Origin of the sequence: Stenotrophomonas sp. SAM-B (genome assembly GCF_013387485.1) — a bacterium.
In the GTDB taxonomy this organism is placed as follows: Bacteria; Pseudomonadota; Gammaproteobacteria; order Xanthomonadales; family Xanthomonadaceae; genus Stenotrophomonas; species Stenotrophomonas maltophilia_AA.
This window is the reverse complement of the sequence record NZ_JABBXB010000005.1, coordinates 67,038-84,563: the sequence shown is the minus strand read 5'-3', so window position 1 is coordinate 84,563 and position 17,526 is coordinate 67,038. Positions and strand designations below refer to the sequence as shown.

The following is a 17,526-nucleotide window of genomic DNA, read 5'->3' as shown; positions in this document are numbered from 1 at the left end:
GGAAAGTGTAGCCGAATGCGCCGAAAAGCCCCGTACGCCGTCGTCTGGAAACCGACGGTAGCGCAGCGGGGCCAAGGGCGCCAGTCAGGTCAGGGGACGACCAGCGCCGCGCTGCCCATCAGCGTGCTGCGGGTCCGCACGAAGGTGTTGTAGCCCTCGTTGGCCTCCTTGGACAGGCCCGAGCCCAGCGTGGCCGTCGCGGCGGTGAACGCCATCTGGGCCTGGAAGGCCTCCTGCTGGAGCTGCAGCTGCGCATCGGCGGTGGTGGCCTGCAGGTAGCGGCTGTACAGCTCGCGCAGCGGGCCGGCATGGGCTTCGAAGGCCGGATCCAGTGCGGGCAGGGCGGTCGGCGCGGCGTCCAGTGTGTAGACGGGGGCCATGTAGCCCTTGGGCTGCTGGCGCGCATAAGCGCCCGGCTGGCCCATGCCTGCTTCGACGTAAGCGATGAAATCCGGGGCGGTGAAGATCTTCGCGTTGATCCGGCCGCCGCTGGCGTCCACGTGGGACACGGTCTGGACCTCGGGGAACGGCTCGCGGACGCCGAAGCTCCAGGCCTGGTCGATGAACAGGTCATGGGTGGCCTGGTACGGCCCTTCGAAGGTCACGCCGCCCAGCGCGATCTGGTTCTTCAGGCTGCCGAAGTGCTGCAGCTTGTCCTCGCCGGTGACATAGATCTCGTTGGCGATCACGTACTCGGCCAGGGTCGGGTTGATCAACCCGCCCTTGCCGCTGGCGTAGACGATGAAACGCACGTCGCCCAGCTGTTCGGTCTGCAGATGATGTTCACCCGGCTTGAGCTTGACCGGCCGCGAGGCGTGCGCGGCGATCGGCAGTTCATTGCCATCGATGCGCAGGGTCAGTGGCGTGGCGCCCGGGTTGTCGATCTCGAAGGTCTGGGCGGGGCCGGAGCAGCCGGTGATGGCGACGGCTGCACTCAGCAGCACGGCAAAACGTTTGATCAAAACAAAACACCTGTGTTGCAACAGAAAAAAGATCAGTTCGCCCACGGCGGGCTGTAGCGCACCTTCACCGTGCGTACCGCGGGATCGGCGCGCAGGGCGTCGACCAGTTGGCTGTCCACGCGCACGGCGATCTCGCCGGCAACGTCGAGCATGCCGGCCACCGGGCCCTGCTCCGAACCGAGCAGCAGGTCCAGGCGCAACGGCGTGCGGCCCGGGCGATGCCGGTCGAGCAGGGCGTTGATGCGGTTCCACACCGCGCCGTCCTGGCGCAGGTCTACCCGCAACGACAGGCGCGTGGCGTAGTTCGCGCAGATGTCTTCGTAATCCCAGACCTGGCGGATGCGCAGCGCGTAGCCGCCGTTGAACTCGTCCTCGCGCAGGCCGCCCTTGACCACCAGGATGCGGTCCTTGGTCATCAGGTGGCCGAACTCGGCCAGGCCATCGGTGAAGGCGCTGCATTCCACGCGGCCTTTGCCGTCTTCGAGCTGCATGAAGATCTGGCTTTCGCCCTTGCGGCGCACGCCCACCACCAGGCCGGCGAGGATCACCGGGGTTTCCTGGCGCCAGGCGCGCTTCTCACCGTCCTTGCTCGGACGCGCCGGCGGGATCAACTTCTCCAGCTTGCCCAGGTCGGTACCGACCAGTTCCTTGACGTCGTCGGCGTAGGGATCGAACGGATGGCCGCTGAGGTAGAAGCCCAGCGTTTCGCGCTCGCCTTCCAGCAGCTGGCCCAGCGCCCACTCCTTGGTTTCGGGCAGCTCCAGCTGCATCGCCGTGCTGACCGGATCGGGCGCGCCGAACAGCGAGTTCTGGCCGGAGGCCTTTTCGCGCGCCATCTGGTCCGTGGCCTTGAGGACCTCGGGCAGCTGCAGCATCAGCGAGGCGCGGTTCTTGCCGAGGCCGTCCATCGCGCCACAGTTGATCATCGCTTCCAGCGTGCGGCGGTTGAGCTTGCCGGATTCGGCGCGCATGCAGAAATCCAGCAGCGACGCATAACGTCCGCCACGCTGGCGTTCTTCCACGATCGCTTCGCAGGCGCCCTGGCCGACGCCCTTGATCGCGCCCAGGCCGTACACGATGGTGTCGGCGCTGGAGGCTTCGAACATGTACGCCGATTCATTCACGCGCGGCGGCAGCACGGTCAGGCCGAGGTTGCGCACTTCGGCGAGGAAGCCGACCACCTTGTCGGTGTTGTCCATGTCCGAGGACAGCGTCGCGGCCATGAACTCGGCCGGGTAATGACGCTTGAGCCACGCGGTCTGGTAGCTGACCAGCGCGTAGGCGGCAGCGTGCGACTTGTTGAAGCCGTAGCCGGCGAACTTCTCCATCAGGTCGAAGATCGCGTCGGCCTTGGCTTCGACGACGCCGTCCTTGGCCGCGCCTTCGCGGAAGATCTCGCGGTGCTTGGCCATTTCGGCCGGCACCTTCTTGCCCATCGCACGACGCAGCAGATCGGCGCCGCCCAGCGAGTAGCCGCCGACGATCTGCGCCATCTGCATCACCTGCTCCTGGTACACCATGATGCCGTAGGTGTCTTTCAGGATCGCTTCGGTGCGCGGATCGGGGTAGATGATTTCTTCCTGACCATGCTTACGCGCGTTGAAGGAGGGAATCAGGTCCATCGGGCCGGGGCGGTACAGCGACACCAGCGCGATGAGGTCTTCGAAGCGGTCGGGACGCGCGTCTTTCAGCAGGCGGCGCATGCCCGAGGATTCGAACTGGAACACCGCACCGGTGTTGCCGTTGGCGAAGATGTCCTTGTAGGTGGGCACGTCATCCAGCGGCAGCGCGGTGATGTCCACCGGCGGGATGCCGGCGCGCTCATGGCGCTTGTTGATCGCCTTGACCGCCCAGTCGATGATGGTCAGCGTGCGCAGGCCGAGGAAGTCGAACTTCACCAAGCCGATTTCTTCGACGTCGTTCTTGTCGAACTGGGTGACCGGGTTGCGGCCGCGGCCGCCTTCGTCGTGTTCGGCGAACAGCGGGCAGAATTCGGCCAGCGGTTCCGGTGCGATCACCACGCCACCGGCGTGCTTGCCGGCGTTGCGGGTGAGGTCTTCGAGCTGGCGTGCCAGGTCGATCAGGTCGCGGACGTCGTCTTCGTTCTGGTAGCGCTGGATCAGCTCCGGCGAGGCCATCTCCGAATCCTTGCCTTCGCCCATCGCATCCTTGAGCGAAATGCCCAGGATGTTGGGGATAAGCTTGGAAACGCCGTCGACCAGGCCGTACGGGAAGCCCAGCACGCGGCCGGAATCGCGCACCACCGCCTTGGCCGCCATGGTGCCGTAGGTGATGATCTGGCTGACGCGGTCGCGTCCGTATTTACGCGCGACGTAGTCGATGACTTCGTCGCGGCGGTCCATGCAGAAGTCGATGTCGAAGTCGGGCATCGACACGCGTTCGGGGTTGAGGAACCGCTCGAACAGCAGGTTGTACGGGATCGGATCCAGATCGGTGATCTGCAGCGCCCAAGCCACCAGCGAGCCGGCACCGGAACCACGGCCGGGACCAATCGGAATGCCCTGGTTCTTCCCCCACTGGATGAAGTCGGCCACGATCAGGAAGTAGCCGGGGAACCCCATCTTGATGATGGTGGCCAGTTCGAATTCGAGGCGCTCGAAATAATCGGCGCGGGTCTTGCCCGGTGCCAGCGGATTCTTTTCGAGGCGTGCTTCCAGGCCCTTGCGCGATTCGCTGCAGATCCAGCTGTCGAGGGTTTCGTCCTCGGGCACCGGATAGTTGGGCAGGAAGTAGGTGCCCAGGCGCATTTCGATGTTGCAGCGTTCGGCCAGCGCGAGCGTGTTGTCGATCGCGTCGGGGATATCGGCGAACAGCGCGCACATGTCCTCGGCGGACTTGAGGTACTGCTGGTCGCTGTAGTCGCGCGGGCGCTTGGGATCGTCCAGCACGCGGCCGGAGGAAATGCAGACGCGCGCTTCGTGCGCGTTGAAGTCTTCCGGCTGCAGGAAGCGCACGTCGTTGCTGGCGATCACCGGCAGGCCGCGCTGGCCGGCGGCCTGCAGGGCGAACTGGTTGAAGGCTTCTTCGCCGTCACGGCCGGTACGGGTCAGCTCCAGGTGCAGGCCATCGCCGAACACGCGCTGCCAGTCGGCGAGCTGTTGCTCGGCCAGGTCGTGGCGGCCGTCACCGGCGAGGCGGCCGGCGAGACTGTCACGCCCGGCCAGTGCGAACAGGTTGTGGCAACCGGCTTTGAGCCAGTCCGGGTGCACGGCGACGCCGCCTTCGGGGCGGTGGCCTTCCATCCAGGCGCGGGTCAGCAGCCTGGAGAGGCTGAGGTAGCCTTCGCGGTCGCGGCAGAGCAGGGTCATGCGCCAGGGCGTCATGCCTTCCTCGGCGATCATGATGTCGGCGCCCGCGATGGGCTTGATGCCCACGGTCTCGGCGGCTTTGTAGAACTTGACCAGCGCGAACAGGTTGTTGAGGTCCGTCACGGCCAGGGCAGGCAGTTTCAGTTCGACCGCGCGGCTGAGCAGGTTGGCCTGCTTGGCTTTCTTCGGGTCAGCCTGATCCGGCTTCGCCGGGACACGGATGGTCGAATCCGCCAGCGAAAATTCGGTGTGGACGTGGAGATGTACGAAACGGGAAGTGGACATGCCGAACCAATGTGATGCCCGGTCAGGGTAGCCGTGGCGGTGCACGCGAACAAGGCTTGACAGGGGTGTTGCGGGGGCGCGGGTTGGCGGTGGGGTTCAGGTTTCCCGTCGCAGCCGTCATGCGCTGGGGCCGTGCCGGGCTGTGCCCGGCAACAGCATCACTCAGGCGGGAACGCTGCTGCGGTCGGCGTCCAGGCACGCGCGCACGGGGGCGAAGCTGCGGCGGTGCTGGGGGCAGGGGCCGTGGCTGCGCAGGGCCGCGAGGTGGGCGGGGGTGCCGTAGCCCTTGTGCTGGTCGAAGCCGTACTCGGGGTGCGTATCGTGCAGCGACTGCATGAAGCGGTCGCGGCTGACCTTGGCGAGGATCGAGGCGGCCATGATGGCGCGGTCGAGGGCGTCGCCGCCGATCAGCGCCTGGGCCGGGCAGGGCAGGCCCTTGGGGACGACGTTGCCGTCGATGCGGGCGAACTGGGCGACGTGGGCGACGCCTTCGACGGCGCGGCGCATGCCGAGCATCGTGGCCTGGTAGATGTTGAGCGCGTCGATTTCGCCGACGTCCACCATCACCACGTGCCAGGCCAGGGCGCGGTCGAGAATCCTGTCGTAGAGCTGGTCGCGGCGGGCGGCGGTGAGCTGCTTGGAGTCGTCCAGGCCGTTGAGGCGCGGGCGGTCGGGGCAGAACACCACGGCGGCGACGGCGACCGGGCCGGCCAGCGGGCCGCGGCCGGCTTCATCGACGCCGGCGACGTAGCGCGGGGCGACGGTGGCCAGGGCAGCGCCGTCGAACAGGGCCAGCGAGGCGGCTGCGGCGTGACGGCGGCTCATGTGGCACGGCGCCGGTCGGGGCCGCGTTCGAGCAGGTCGGTGACGGCATCGGCGGCGCGTGCGGAGGCATCGCGGCGCAGCTGCAGGTGCAGGCGCTCGTAGGTGCCCGGCAGATCGATCACGCGCTGCGGGTGGTCGAACCACTGCAGGATGGCGGCGGCCAGTTTGTCCGGGGTGCAGTCGTGCTGCATCAGTTCCGGGGCAAGGTCCTTGCCGGCCAGGATGTTGGGCAGGGCGAAGCGGTCGACCTTGAGCAGGCCCAGCGCCTTGACGATGCGGTAGGTCAGTTCGGCGACGCGGTAGCCGACCACCATCGGGCGTTTGACCAGCATGGTCTCCAGCGTGGCGGTGCCCGAGGCGAGCACGACCACGTCGGCGGCGATCATCGCGGTACGCGCGTTGCCGTCGAGCAGGTGCGAGTGCGCGACCGGCAGGGCCGAGGCGGAGAGCTGTTCGCTGATCAGCTGGCGGCAGGCGGCGTTGGCGGCCGGGACCACCACGTGCAGGCCGGGGATGCGTTCGGAAACCTGCCAGGCGGCTTCGAAGAACGGTTCACCGAGCTTGCTGATTTCACCCAGGCGGCTGCCGGGCAGTACCGCCAGCACCTTCGCGTTGGAGGGCAGGCCGAGCTCGGCACGCGCTTCTTCGCGGTCGTTGTGCAGGGGGATGTCATCGGCCATCGGGTGGCCGACGAAGCGGGCATCGACGCCGTGCCTGGCGTAGATCGGCGGTTCCATCGGGAACAGGCACAGCACCAGGTCGGCGCTGGCACCGATCTTCTCGGCACGCTTCTCGCGCCAGGCCCAGACCGAGGGGCTGACGTAGTGGACGGTGCGGATGCCGCGGTCCTTCAGCCAGCGCTCCACGCCGAGGTTGAAGTCGGGTGCGTCGATGCCGATGAACACATCCGGCTGCCACTCGAGGGCACGCGCGCGGAACTCGCGACGCAGTTTGAGCAGGCGCGGCAGGTGGCGGAGGATTTCGGTCAGCCCCATCACCGCCAGTTCGCTGGCGTCGAACCAGGTCTGGCAGCCGGCGCTGCGCATGGCATCGCCGCCGATGCCGGCGAATTCGGCATGGGGGAAGCGCAGGCGCAGTTCGCGGACCAGGCCGGCACCGAGCAGGTCGCCGGAGGCTTCACCGGCGACCAGTGCGATCCGCACCGGCCGGTCGGAGGTGCGCACGGCCAGCGTCTGTTCGACGCTGGTCGCCATCGCGGCGAGCGGAATGATCTCGGCGGTCGTGATGCCCGGGGTGTGCCCGCCTGGACCCGTCATCGCAGCAGGGGCCTCTCGGCGCTTTCGATGAAGTCCAGCAGGTCCTTCACGTCGGCGCTGTGGGTGGCCTGTTCGGCCAGCTGCACCTTGGCCTCGGCCAGCGGCAGGCCGGCCACGTACAGGGTGCGGTAGGCGCGCTTGATGCTGGCGATGCGCTCGGCATCGAAGCCGCGGCGCTTGAGGCCTTCGCTGTTGATCCCGCGCGGGCGGCCCAGGGTGTCGCTGCCGACCATGGTGAACGGCGGAACGTCGCCGTTGGTCAGTGCACCCATGCCGAGGAAGGCGTGGGCACCGATGCGGCAGAACTGGTGGGCACCGGCGAAGCCGCTGATGATCACGTAGTCGCCGACGGTGACGTGGCCGGCCAGCGTGGTGTTGTTGGAGAACACGCAGTGGTCGCCGACGTGGCAGTCGTGCGCGACGTGGGTGTAGGCCAGCATCCAGTTGTCGTTGCCGACCGTGGTGACGCCGCCGCCACCGACGGTGCCGCGGTTGATGGTGACGAACTCGCGGATGACGTTGTCATCGCCGATCACCAGTTCGGTGCGCTCGCCTTTGTACTTCTTGTCCTGCGGCTCGCCACCGATCGCGGCATGGCCGATGAAACGATTGTTGCGGCCGATCCGGGTCGGGCCATGGATCGAGCAGTGTGGGCCGATCTCGGTGCCGGCACCGATCTCCACGTCCGCGCCGATCAGGCAGAACGCACCCACGCGCACATCCGCAGCCAGCGTCGCCGACGGGTCGATGACCGCGGTGGGGTGGATGAGAGGGGCGTTGTCGCTCATTGCAGTCCTCCTGCCTGGATCATTCGCGGGTGCCGGCGCACAGCACTTCGGCGCAGGCGACGATCTCGCCATCGACCTTGGCCACGCAGTCGTACACCGCCATGTTGCGGATCACGCGCTTGATCTCCACGTGCATCTCCAGCACGTCGCCGGGCACGACCTGCTTGCTGAAGCGGGCCTTGTCGACCTTGACCATGTAGAACAGCTTGGACTGCGCATCGCGGCCCAGGGTGAGCTGGGTCAGCACGCCGCCGGCCTGCGCCATGGCTTCGATGATCAGCACGCCGGGCATGATCGGCTGGCCCGGGAAGTGGCCCTGGAAGAACGGCTCGTTGATGCTGACGTTCTTGGTGGCGACGATCTTCCGGTTCTCGAAATCGAGCGAGATCACCTTGTCCACCAGCAGGAACGGATAGCGGTGCGGGATCAACTGCTGGATCTGGTTGATGTCCGGCAGATTCTGGTTGTTGCTCATTCCTTCTCCTTGCTCACAGACAGGATGCGCCGGGCGAGCGCATCGAGCTGCTTGAAGCGCGCGGCGTTTTTACGCCACGTGCGGTTGTCGGTCAGTGGGGTGCCGGAGGAGTACTCGCCCGGCTCGTGAATGGAGTTGCGCACCACCGACTTGCCGGTGATGACGACCTTGTCGCAGATTTCCAGGTGACCGACGACGCCGACGGCACCGCCGAGCAGGCAGTAGCGGCCGATCTTGGCGCTGCCGGCGATGCCGGTGCAGCCGGCGATGGCCGAGTGGGCGCCGATCTGTACGTTGTGGGCGACCTGCACGAGGTTGTCCAGGCGCACGTCGTTTTCGAGGACGGTATCTTCCAGCGCGCCACGGTCGACGCAGGTGTTGGCGCCGATCTCGCAGTCGTCGCCGATGCGCACGCCGCCGAGCTGGGGCACCTTGATCCAGTGGCCGGCATCCATGGCCAGGCCGAACCCGTCGGCGCCGAGCACGGCGCCGGGATGGATGCGCACGCGCTTGCCGAGCTTGACGCGGGTGACCAGGGTCACGCGGGCGATCAGTTCGCAGCCGTTTTCCAGGGTGCAGTCTTCACCGATGATGCTGCCGGGGCCGACGATGCAGTTCTCGCCGACGACGCTGCGGGCGCCGATGGTCACGAACGGGCCGATGTGGGCGCTGGCGGCGACCTGTGCGTCCGGATCGATGCAGGCGCTGGGGTGGATGCCCGGGGCGCGCGGCGGTGCGATGTCGAACAGGGCGGCGATCTTGGCGAACGTGGTGTACGGGTCCTTGGCGACCAGGGCGGCGCCCGGCGCGGCCTCGGCATCCTCGGCGCGCAGCACGACGATCGCGGCCTGGCTGTCGGCCAGCTGCGCGCGGTAGCGCGGGTTGGCCAGGAAGGTGAGCTGGCCGGGGCCGGCATGGGCGAGCGTAGCCACGCCATGGATGGCAGTGCTGCCATCACCATGGACCTGCAGGCCAAACTGCTCGGCGAGTTGCTGGGCGGTATAGGTAGGAGTGTTCACCGGGGGAGTTTACCGTGTGCTGCCGAAACGGTCATGCGGGGCGGGGGCTTTCGGGTGTCTTGGTCGGTTTGCTGCGGCGTGGCGCTTCGGTTGCTATCGCGCGGGGTCATGGCGGGTAGCCCCGTCCAGGACGCGCCGTGAACCCATCCATGGGGGCTCGTGGGCCGCATCCATGCGGCCCAACGGTCCTTGGCCAGGGTTACCCGCCACGACCCCCGACGGTTCAACCCGCGCGCGGCAGGGTAGTGCCGGCCGCTGGCCGGCTCTCGTTGATCCCGGACGTTCGTGCCGACCAACGGTCGGCACCTACCCAAAGCGAAAACCCTTCCCCCAATCGGTCCCGTCCCCAAAACGAAAACGCCGGGCAAAGCCCGGCGAATGCGTACCGCGTCTGGTGGAGAGCCCCCTTCTGTTGAAGGGGGCGCGCCGAAGGCGCGGGGATGAGGTGGAATGCGCGGACGAACTGCGAAGCAGTTCGTCAGAACTGACCGCCGAACGTGAACTGCAGGCGCTCCACCTCGTCGCCGTCTTCCTTCTTGAGCGGGAAGGCGTAGCTGATCGAGATCGGGCCGACCGGGGCGCGCCACAGCAGGGCCACACCGGTGGACACGCGCAGTTCGTTGGCCTTGAAGTTGTCCACGCCGGTGTAGACGTTGCCGAAGTCCACGAAGGCCGAGATGCGGGCCGACGGGCTGTCGAACAGGCGCGGGAAGTAGGCTTCGACCGAACCGACGGTCTTCAGCGAGCCACCCAGCGGCTGGCCGCGGTTGTAGCTCAGGGTCGGTTCCGAACGCGGGCCGAGGGTGTTGTCCTCGAAACCACGTACTGAGTTGGTACCACCGGCGTAGAAGTTCTCGTAGAACGGCAGGCCCGTCGCGGTGACCACGCGGGTGCTGCCATCCGGGTTGGTGATCACGCGGGTGGTGTCATTGCCGTAGCTGTCGCCGTAGCCGACTTCGGCGCGGGTGTTGATGACCAGCTGCGGGATGATCGGCCAGTACTTGGAGAACTGGTAGTTCAGCTTGTAGTACTCGACGGTCGAACCCGGCAGCGTGGTTTCCAGGCCGACGCGCTGGTAGGTACCTCGGGTCGGCATGAAGTAGTCGTTGCGGGTGTCGCGCGCCCAGCCCAGCTCGGTGCGCCACGAATGGAACGTGCGCTGGCCGATGGCGTCGATGTAATCGATGATCGCCTGCGGGGTCGAGCCTTGGTAGGTGGTGATCTGGTTGCTGTCGATGCCCACCATCAGCGAGACGGTGTCGTTCTCGGTGATCGGCACGCCGAACACCACCTGCGCGGCACCGTTGGTGCTGTTGTACTGCGCGGTGTTGAAGTCGGAGTAATCCAGTTCGCGCCAGGACAGGTTGTAGCCCAGCGAGACGCCGTCATCGGTGAAGTACGGATTGGTGTAGGAGAAGCCGTAACGCTGCAGGTAGCTGCTGCGCGACGCTTCGACCGACACGCGGTTGCCGCCGCCGAGGAAGTTGTTCTGCGACAGCTGCACCGAGGTGGTCATGCCGTAGGACTGCGAGTAGCCCAGGCCGAACACGAAGCTGCCCGAGGTGGTTTCCTTGACGTTGTAGACCACGTCGACCTGGTCGTTGCTGCCGGTGACCGGCGGCGTTTCCACGTCCACCGATTCGAAGTAGCCCAGGCGCTGCAGACGGATCTTGGAACGGTCGATCGCGGCCTGCGAGTACCAGCTGTTCTCGAACTGGCGCATTTCACGACGCAGCACTTCGTCCGAGGTGCGGGTGTTGCCCTTGAAGGTGATGCGGCGCACCGACACGCGCGGGCCGGGAACGACCTGCATGTTGATGGCCACCGTGCGGTCGGCACGGTTGCTGGTCGGGATCGGGTTCACCTTGGCGAACGCGTAGCCGATGTTGGACAGCGAATTGGTGATCTGGTCCGAGCTGAATTCCAGCAGCGCACGCGAGAACGTGTCGCCGGACTTCTGGATCACCATGCGCTCGACATCTTCCTGCGGGAGGATGGTGTCGCCGGTGACCTTGATCTCGGAGATCTTGTACTGCTCACCCTCGGTCACGCCGGCGGTGATGAACATGTCGCGCTTGTCGGGACTGATCGAGACCTGGGTGGAGTCGATGCTGAAATCCACGTAGCCGCGGTCCAGGTACCAGCCGTTGAGCTTTTCAAGGTCGCCGGACAGCTTTTCCTTGGAGTACTGGTCATCGCGGCGGTACCACGAAGCCCAGTTGTGCTCCTTGGATTCCCAGGTTTCCAGGATGTCCTTGGCCGGGAACTTCTCGGTGCCGACCAGGTTGACGTGCTGGATCTTGGCGGCCTTGCCTTCCTTGATCGCGATGGCGATGTCGACGCGGTTGCGGTCCAGCGGGCTCACCGTCGGGGTGATGTCCACGTTGTACTTGCCACGGTCGTTGTACTGGCGGCGCAGTTCCTGGGTCACGCGGTCCAGGCTCAGGCGATCGAAGGTGCCGCCCTCGGTCAGGCCGATGTCGCTCAGGCCCTTGAGCAGCTGGTCGCTCTTGATGTCCTTGTTGCCGGTGACGGTCAACTTGTTGATCGCCGGGCGTTCCTTGACCGTGACCACGAGGATGTCGCCCTGGCGGTTGAGCTGGACGTCTTCGAAGAAGCCGGTCTTGTACAGCGCACGGATGGTTTCACCGACCTTGTTGTCGGTGATGGTGTCGCCACGTTCCACCGGCAGGTAGGTGAACACGGTACCGGAGGTGATGCGCTGCAGACCATCCACGCGGATGTCGCTGACGGTGAAGGGCTCGGCTGCCTGCGCCAGGGCGGGCGCGCCGAAACCGGCAACGAGTGCGAGGGCCAGCAGGCGGCGATTGGGGAGTCGCGTCATGTCACGTCCGGTTGGAGTCGATTTCAACATTGCGGGATGCCGGCGCATAAGACGACGACAAAAGGAAAAAAGTTCATCGCGGGACCAGGCCGAGGATGTCGTTGTAGAACGCCAATCCCATCAGCCCGGCCAGCAGCGCCAGGCCCACATACTGCCCGGCAGCCATGGCGCGCTCGCTCAGCGGGCTGCCCTTGACCAACTCGATAAGGTAATACAGCAGGTGCCCGCCGTCCAAGATGGGGATGGGCAACAGGTTGATGATGCACAGGCTCAGCGACAGCAGGGCCAGGAAATACAGGAACCAGTCCAGGCCGCGTTTGGCCGAGACATTGGCGACCCGGGCAATGGTGACCGGGCCGGAGATGTTCTGCAGCGAGGCGTTGCCGGTGACGATGCGGCGCATCATGCCCAGCGAATCGCCCGCCATCCGGGCGGTTTCGCGCAGGGCCACCGGGACCGCCGCAAACGGCCCGAACTTGAGTTCGGCGTCATACGCCGGGGCATGGCTCTCGGGGAAGCCGATGCCGATCTGCCAGGTGGGCTGGCCGCGGCCGTCCACGCCCTGGCGGGGGGTGATCTCCAGCGCCAGCCGCTCGCCGCCGCGCAGGACGTCGATCATGCCGGGGCCGCCGCGCTGGCCCAGCGCGGCGATCTGCGCCGGAACCTGGTCGGCGCCTTCGATGCGCTGGCCGTCCACGGCCACGATCAGGTCGCCCGGCAGCAGCACCCCTTGGGCGGCCGCCTCGGGCAGGACCTTGTCGACCAGCGCCGGCTGCAGCCAGAACTGCCAGCTCAGCCCGGTCAGCTGGGGAACACGGCGTTCATCGAAGCCGGCCGGCAGCTGCGAGAGGGGCAGGGTGCGGGTCTGCACCTGGTCCAGGCCGTCCAGGACCTCGACCTTGGCATCGTGACGGTCCATCGCCGCGGTGGTCAGCGCCATGCTGGCTTCACCGGCGGTGGCCACGCTGCGGCCATCCACCTTGACCACGCGGTCGCCCGGCTGCAGCCCGGCGATCTGGGCCATGCCCGTGGTACGGCCGATGGTGGCCGAGTAATCCTGCTTGCCGATCACGAACATCGCCCAGAGCAGGGCGATGCACAGGATCAGGTTGGCGGCCGGGCCCGCGGCGACCACCGCGATCCGCTGCCACACGGTCTTGTGGTTGAAGGCCTGGCCGCGCTCGGCCGGGTGTACCTCGACCTCGCGTTCATCGAGCATCTTCACGTAGCCGCCCAGCGGGATGGCGGCGATCGCGAATTCGGTGCCGGCGCGGTTGCGGCGCGACCACAGCGGCTTGCCGAAACCGACAGAGAAGCGCAGCACCTTGATCCCGCAACGGCGGGCGACCCAGTAATGACCGAACTCGTGGAAGGTCACCAGCAGGCCAAGGCTGACGATCATCCACCAGACGGATCCGATGAAATCACCCATGGTGATCAGCACTGTAAGAGGGCGTGTGGGGCATTCAGGCGTGGTCGATGGCGGCTTGGGTGATCTGGCGGGCGCGCTGATCGGCGGTCAGCAGGCCCTCCAGTGTATCGGCGGACTCGGTCGACAGTGTTGACAGAGCGTTAGCGACCAGCGCGGGAATGGCAAGGAAAGCTGCCCGCCCCTGAAGAAACGCTGAAACAGCGACTTCATTGGCCGCATTGAGGATCGCCGGGGCGGTGCCGCCGGCCGCCATGGCCTGCCAGGCCAGCTTCAGGCACGGGAAGGCCTCGGTGTCCGGCGCTTCGAAATCCAGCCGGCCCTGGGTCAGCAGATCCAGCCCGCCGACCCCGGATTCGATCCGCTGCGGCCAGCCCAGGCCCACGGCCAGCGTGGTGCGCATGTCCGGCAGGCCCATCTGGGCCAGGGTGGAGCCGTCGACGAATTCGACCAGTGAATGGACCAGGCTCTGCGGGTGGACCAGCACATCGATGCGCTCGCCGGGGACGCCGAACAGGTGGTGCGCCTCGATGACTTCCAGCCCTTTGTTCATCAACGTCGCCGAATCGACCGAGATCTTCGGGCCCATGGACCACTTCGGGTGGGCCACGGCCTGGGCCGGGGTGACCTGGGCGAGCTGTTCGCGGGTACGGCCACGGAACGGCCCCCCGGACGCGGTCAGGATGATACGGCGGACGCCGGCCCCGTCCAGGCTCGCGTCGCGCGACCGCAGGCACTGGAAGATCGCGCTGTGCTCGCTGTCGATCGGGATGATCTCGGCCCCGGCGGCGGCGGCCTGGCGCATCAGCAGCTCGCCGGCCAGCACCAGCGATTCCTTGTTGGCCAGCAGGATGCGCTTTCCGGCCGCGGCCGCGGCCAGGGTCGAGGACAGCCCGGCGGCGCCGACGATTGCCGCGACCAGGGTGTCGCAGACATCGCTGGCGGCCAGCTGGTCCAGTGCCGCAGCGCCTGCATGGGCCTGGGTGGCCAGGCCGGCGTCACGCAGGCCGTCGCGCAGGGCGGCATACAGCGATGCGTCGGCGATCACCGCGTGGGCCGGACGGTGCGTGGCGCACAGCGTGACCAGCGCATCGACCTGGCGGCCAGCGGCCAGCACGGTGACCTGGTAGCGGTCCGGATGGCGCGCGATCACATCCAGCGCGGATGCGCCGATGGAACCGGTGGCGCCGAACACGGCGACCTGGCGGGGGGTGGAAGCGCTGGCCATGGTTAGAACCCGAAGATTTCCTTGCCGAGTGCGAACACCGGCAGGGCGGCGAGCACGCCGTCGATACGATCGAGCACGCCGCCATGGCCGGGGATGATGTGCCCCGAGTCCTTGGCACCGGCGTGGCGCTTGATCAGGCTCTCGTAGAGATCGCCCAGGACCGAAGCGAACACGGTGACCACGGCGGTGATCACCAGGCCGACCAGGTGGCCGCTGTCGATGCCGGCCAGCCAGCCGAAGCCCAGCGCCACGATCAGGCCGGCGACCATGCCGCCACCCAGGCCTTCCCAGGTCTTGTTGGGGCTGATGCGCGGGGCCAGCTTGGTGCGGCCGAAGGTACGGCCGGCGAAGTAGGCGCCCGAATCGGCGGCCCAGACCACGGCCAGCGCGGTCAGCAGCCACAGGTGGCCGTTGTCACCGCTGGCATGGATGAGCACCAGCGAAGCCCAGGCCGGGACGATCGCCAGGGTGCCGGCCAGCAGCTTGAGCGCACGCGCCGGGCTGCTCGGGCTGGCGCCGAAGTTGAAAAAGCGCAGCCACAGCAGGGCCAGCAACCACCACCCGATGCCGACCAGTGCGGCGATCTGGTACAGCACCAGCGAGCCGGCATCGGCCCACACGATCAGCACCATCAGCACCAGGTTCAGCACCAGCAGGATGGTGCGGGCGAGGGTGTCCTCGACGTCGGCCAGCTTCAGCCATTCCCACAGGCCGATCAGGAACACGGCGGCCGCGGCGGCGGCCAGCCACTGGGTCGGCAGCATCAGGATGGCGAGGATGGCGACCGGCGCCATGATCAGCGCGGCGATGACTCGGGTCTTGGTCATGGGGAAGAGGTCTCGGTGGCCAAGGCGGCGATCTGGGCGCTGGTCAGGCCGAAACGGCGTTCACGCGAGGCATAGGCGTCGATCGCCTGCTGCAGGACGGCGGCATCGAACTCGGGCCACAGTACGTCGGTGAACCACAGTTCGGTGTAGGCCAGCTGCCAGAGCAGGAAATTGCTGATGCGGGTGTCGCCACCGGTGCGGATGAACAGGTCCGGCGGCGGCAGGTCGGCCAGGGCGACGCGGCTGCTGAGCATCGCTTCGTCGATCTGCTCGGGCAGCAGCCGGCCGGCCGCGACCTCGGCAGCCAGTTCGCGCGCGGCGCGGGCGATGTCCTGGCGGCCGCCATAGCTGGCGGCGATGCTCAGGGTGAGCGCGCGGTTGTCGGCCGTGCGCTGCTCGGCCAGCTGCATGCGGCTGACCAGGCCGGCGCCGAAACGCTCGCGCTCGCCGATGAAACGCACGCGCACGCCACGGCGATGCAGCTCGTCCACTTCGCGGTCGAGGGCATTGAGGAACAGCTTCATCAACGCATCGACTTCGTCGGTCGGCCGGCCCCAGTTCTCACTGGAGAAGGCGAACAGGGTCAGCGCGGCGATGCCGTTGTCGAGGCAGAAATCGATGGTGCGGTTGACCGCGCGCGCGCCGGCACGATGGCCGATCACGCGCGGGCGACGACGCTTCTGTGCCCAGCGCCCGTTGCCATCCATGATGATGGCGACGTGGCGCGGCATGGGCGCGGCAGAGCCGCTGGTCGGGGCCTGGGACATGGGGCTCAGACCGCCATCAGTTCCTTTTCTTTCTCGGCGACAACACTATCGACGTCCTTGATGGACTTGTCGGTGAGCTTCTGGATGTCGTCTTCGCCGCGCTTCTTGTCGTCTTCGCTGATCGCCTTGTCCTTGATCAGGCTGGCGATCGCCTTGTTGGCGTCCTGGCGGATGTTGCGGATGGCGATCTTGGCGCCTTCGCCTTCCTTCTGCACCTGCTTGCCCAGCTCCTTGCGGCGCTCTTCGGTCGGCGGCGGCAGGTTCAGGCGGATGACGGTGCCGGCCACGTTCGGGGTCAGGCCGAGGTCGGAGGCGTAGATCGCCTTCTCGACGTCCTTGATCATGCCCTTGTCGAACAGCGTGATGACCAGCGAGTGGCCTTCGGAAACGCTGATCGAGGCGACCTGGTTCAGGGGGGTGTCGGTGCCGTAGGCCTTGACGGTGATGCGATCCAGCAGGGCCGGGGAAGCACGGCCGGTGCGGATGGAGGTAAGGGTGTGCTTCAGAGCATCGATGCTCTTTGCCATGCGCGTCTGCGCGTCCTGCTTGATTTCGTTGAGCATCGCCCGAATCCTGGATGTCACTGGGAATCGGGCGATTATAGGCGAATACCGACCCTTTCCGGGCCGTTCAGGGCGCCCGGCGTGGGGCGCCGCTCAGGCTCAGGCGTTGTCGCGGCCCTGGACCAGGGTGCCGATGTTGTCGCCGTGCAGGATCTTGAGCAGCTCGCCCGGCTGGCCCATGTCGAACACGCGCAGCGGCAGATCGCTGTCGCGGGCCAGCGCGAAGGCGGCCGTATCCATCACTTCCAGGCCGCGGCGGATCACTTCGTCGTAGGTCAGGCTGTCGAAACGGACCGCATCGCTGTACTTGTTCGGGTCCTTGTCGTACACGCCGTCGACCTTGGTGGCCTTCAGCAGCAGGTCCGCGCCGATCTCGATCGCGCGCAGGGCGGCGCCGGAATCGGTGGTGAAGAACGGGCTGCCGACGCCGGCGGCGAAGATCACCAGGCGGCCCTTTTCGAGGTGGCGGATGGCGCGGCGACGGATGTAATCCTCGCAGACGTCGTTGATCTTGATCGCGCTCATCACGCGGGCCTTGGCGCCCAGCTTCTCCAGGGCGTCCTGCATGGCCAGCGCGTTGATCACGGTGGCGAGCATGCCCATCTGATCACCGGTGACCCGGTCCATGCCGCCAGCTGCCAGGCCGGCGCCGCGGAAAATGTTGCCGCCGCCGATCACCAGCGCCACTTCGGCACCGGCGGCCTGCGCTTCCATCACCTCGCGGGCGAGGCGGTGGATCACCTTGGGGTCGATGCCGTAGTCCTCGTCTCCCATCAGCGCCTCCCCGGAAACTTTCAACAGGATGCGGCGATAGGCGAGCTTTGACATGGCGATCTCTGGGTGCGTGGAAAACGCCCGGATTCTACTGGAAGCCGGGTCATCGGGCAGCATAAATTTGCTGCACTGC

General features: G+C 66.9%; 13 protein-coding genes and 1 pseudogene. All 14 read right to left on the bottom strand.

The annotated features are described in order from the left end of the window. Positions 1-89: 89 nt before the first annotated feature. Positions 90-962 carry a hypothetical protein gene (locus HH110_RS12485; RefSeq protein ID WP_176989971.1) on the bottom strand — a complete coding sequence of 291 codons (873 nt, stop codon included), beginning with the start codon at positions 960-962 and terminating at the stop codon, positions 90-92. 32 nt (positions 963-994) lie between these two features. Further along, on the bottom strand, positions 995-4,576 hold the full coding sequence (dnaE, locus tag HH110_RS12480; RefSeq protein ID WP_176989970.1) for a DNA polymerase III subunit alpha: 3,582 nt from the start codon (positions 4,574-4,576) through the stop codon (positions 995-997). 162 nt (positions 4,577-4,738) lie between these two features. Then, entirely contained in the window at positions 4,739-5,401 is a 663-nt protein-coding gene (locus tag HH110_RS12475) for a ribonuclease HII (RefSeq protein ID WP_176989969.1), read from the bottom strand. Further along, a pseudogene (gene lpxB / locus HH110_RS12470) lies at positions 5,398-6,570 on the bottom strand (lipid-A-disaccharide synthase); the annotation flags it as partial. The gene HH110_RS12475 and the pseudogene lpxB, both read right to left, overlap by 4 nt. Before the next feature lie 104 nt (positions 6,571-6,674). Then, positions 6,675-7,466 carry an acyl-ACP--UDP-N-acetylglucosamine O-acyltransferase gene (gene lpxA, locus HH110_RS12465; protein ID WP_176989967.1) on the bottom strand — a complete coding sequence of 264 codons (792 nt, stop codon included), beginning with the start codon at positions 7,464-7,466 and terminating at the stop codon, positions 6,675-6,677. Between the two features lie 19 nt (positions 7,467-7,485). Then, positions 7,486-7,941, bottom strand: coding sequence for a 3-hydroxyacyl-ACP dehydratase FabZ (gene fabZ, locus HH110_RS12460; protein WP_019184406.1), 456 nt, complete (start codon positions 7,939-7,941; stop codon positions 7,486-7,488). Next, on the bottom strand, positions 7,938-8,960 hold the full coding sequence (gene lpxD / locus HH110_RS12455; protein ID WP_121041474.1) for a UDP-3-O-(3-hydroxymyristoyl)glucosamine N-acyltransferase: 1,023 nt from the start codon (positions 8,958-8,960) through the stop codon (positions 7,938-7,940). Before lpxD ends, fabZ begins: the two co-directional genes overlap by 4 nt. Before the next feature lie 478 nt (positions 8,961-9,438). Beyond that, complete coding sequence (bamA, locus tag HH110_RS12450) at positions 9,439-11,805, bottom strand: outer membrane protein assembly factor BamA (protein ID WP_176989966.1); 2,367 nt, start codon at positions 11,803-11,805, stop codon at positions 9,439-9,441. Between the two features lie 73 nt (positions 11,806-11,878). After that, entirely contained in the window at positions 11,879-13,237 is a 1,359-nt protein-coding gene (rseP, locus tag HH110_RS12445; protein WP_176989965.1) for an RIP metalloprotease RseP, read from the bottom strand. Between the two features lie 34 nt (positions 13,238-13,271). Further along, positions 13,272-14,462 (bottom strand): 1-deoxy-D-xylulose-5-phosphate reductoisomerase, encoded by a 1,191-nt coding sequence (locus tag HH110_RS12440; protein WP_176989964.1) that lies wholly within the window; start codon positions 14,460-14,462, stop codon positions 13,272-13,274. A 2-nt stretch (positions 14,463-14,464) separates the two neighbouring features. Next, on the bottom strand, positions 14,465-15,289 hold the full coding sequence (locus HH110_RS12435; RefSeq protein ID WP_176989963.1) for a phosphatidate cytidylyltransferase: 825 nt from the start codon (positions 15,287-15,289) through the stop codon (positions 14,465-14,467). Beyond that, positions 15,286-16,020, bottom strand: coding sequence for a polyprenyl diphosphate synthase (gene uppS / locus HH110_RS12430; protein WP_176990131.1), 735 nt, complete (start codon positions 16,018-16,020; stop codon positions 15,286-15,288). The genes HH110_RS12435 and uppS overlap by 4 nt, the downstream gene beginning before the upstream one ends. A 41-nt stretch (positions 16,021-16,061) precedes the next feature. Next, positions 16,062-16,619: a ribosome recycling factor gene (gene frr / locus HH110_RS12425; RefSeq protein WP_123728764.1), complete on the bottom strand. Its 558-nt coding sequence runs from the start codon at positions 16,617-16,619 to the stop codon at positions 16,062-16,064. A gap of 99 nt (positions 16,620-16,718) precedes the next feature. Next, positions 16,719-17,447, bottom strand: a complete 729-nt coding sequence (pyrH, locus tag HH110_RS12420) for a UMP kinase (RefSeq protein ID WP_019184398.1) — start codon at positions 17,445-17,447, stop codon at positions 16,719-16,721. Between the last annotated feature and the right edge of the window lie 79 nt (positions 17,448-17,526).

Coding starts and splice junctions, on each gene's coding strand:
- dnaE (WP_176989970.1), bottom strand. CDS start 4,576: ATGTCCACTTCCCGTTTCGTACATCTCCACGTCCACACCGAATTTTCG.
- HH110_RS12475 (WP_176989969.1), bottom strand. CDS start 5,401: ATGAGCCGCCGTCACGCCGCAGCCGCCTCGCTGGCCCTGTTCGACGGC.
- lpxA (WP_176989967.1), bottom strand. CDS start 7,466: ATGAGCGACAACGCCCCTCTCATCCACCCCACCGCGGTCATCGACCCG.
- fabZ (WP_019184406.1), bottom strand. CDS start 7,941: ATGAGCAACAACCAGAATCTGCCGGACATCAACCAGATCCAGCAGTTG.
- bamA (WP_176989966.1), bottom strand. CDS start 11,805: ATGACGCGACTCCCCAATCGCCGCCTGCTGGCCCTCGCACTCGTTGCC.
- rseP (WP_176989965.1), bottom strand. CDS start 13,237: ATGGGTGATTTCATCGGATCCGTCTGGTGGATGATCGTCAGCCTTGGC.
- HH110_RS12440 (WP_176989964.1), bottom strand. CDS start 14,462: ATGGCCAGCGCTTCCACCCCCCGCCAGGTCGCCGTGTTCGGCGCCACC.
- HH110_RS12435 (WP_176989963.1), bottom strand. CDS start 15,289: ATGACCAAGACCCGAGTCATCGCCGCGCTGATCATGGCGCCGGTCGCC.
- uppS (WP_176990131.1), bottom strand. CDS start 16,020: ATGCCGCGCCACGTCGCCATCATCATGGATGGCAACGGGCGCTGGGCA.
- frr (WP_123728764.1), bottom strand. CDS start 16,619: ATGCTCAACGAAATCAAGCAGGACGCGCAGACGCGCATGGCAAAGAGC.
- pyrH (WP_019184398.1), bottom strand. CDS start 17,447: ATGTCAAAGCTCGCCTATCGCCGCATCCTGTTGAAAGTTTCCGGGGAG.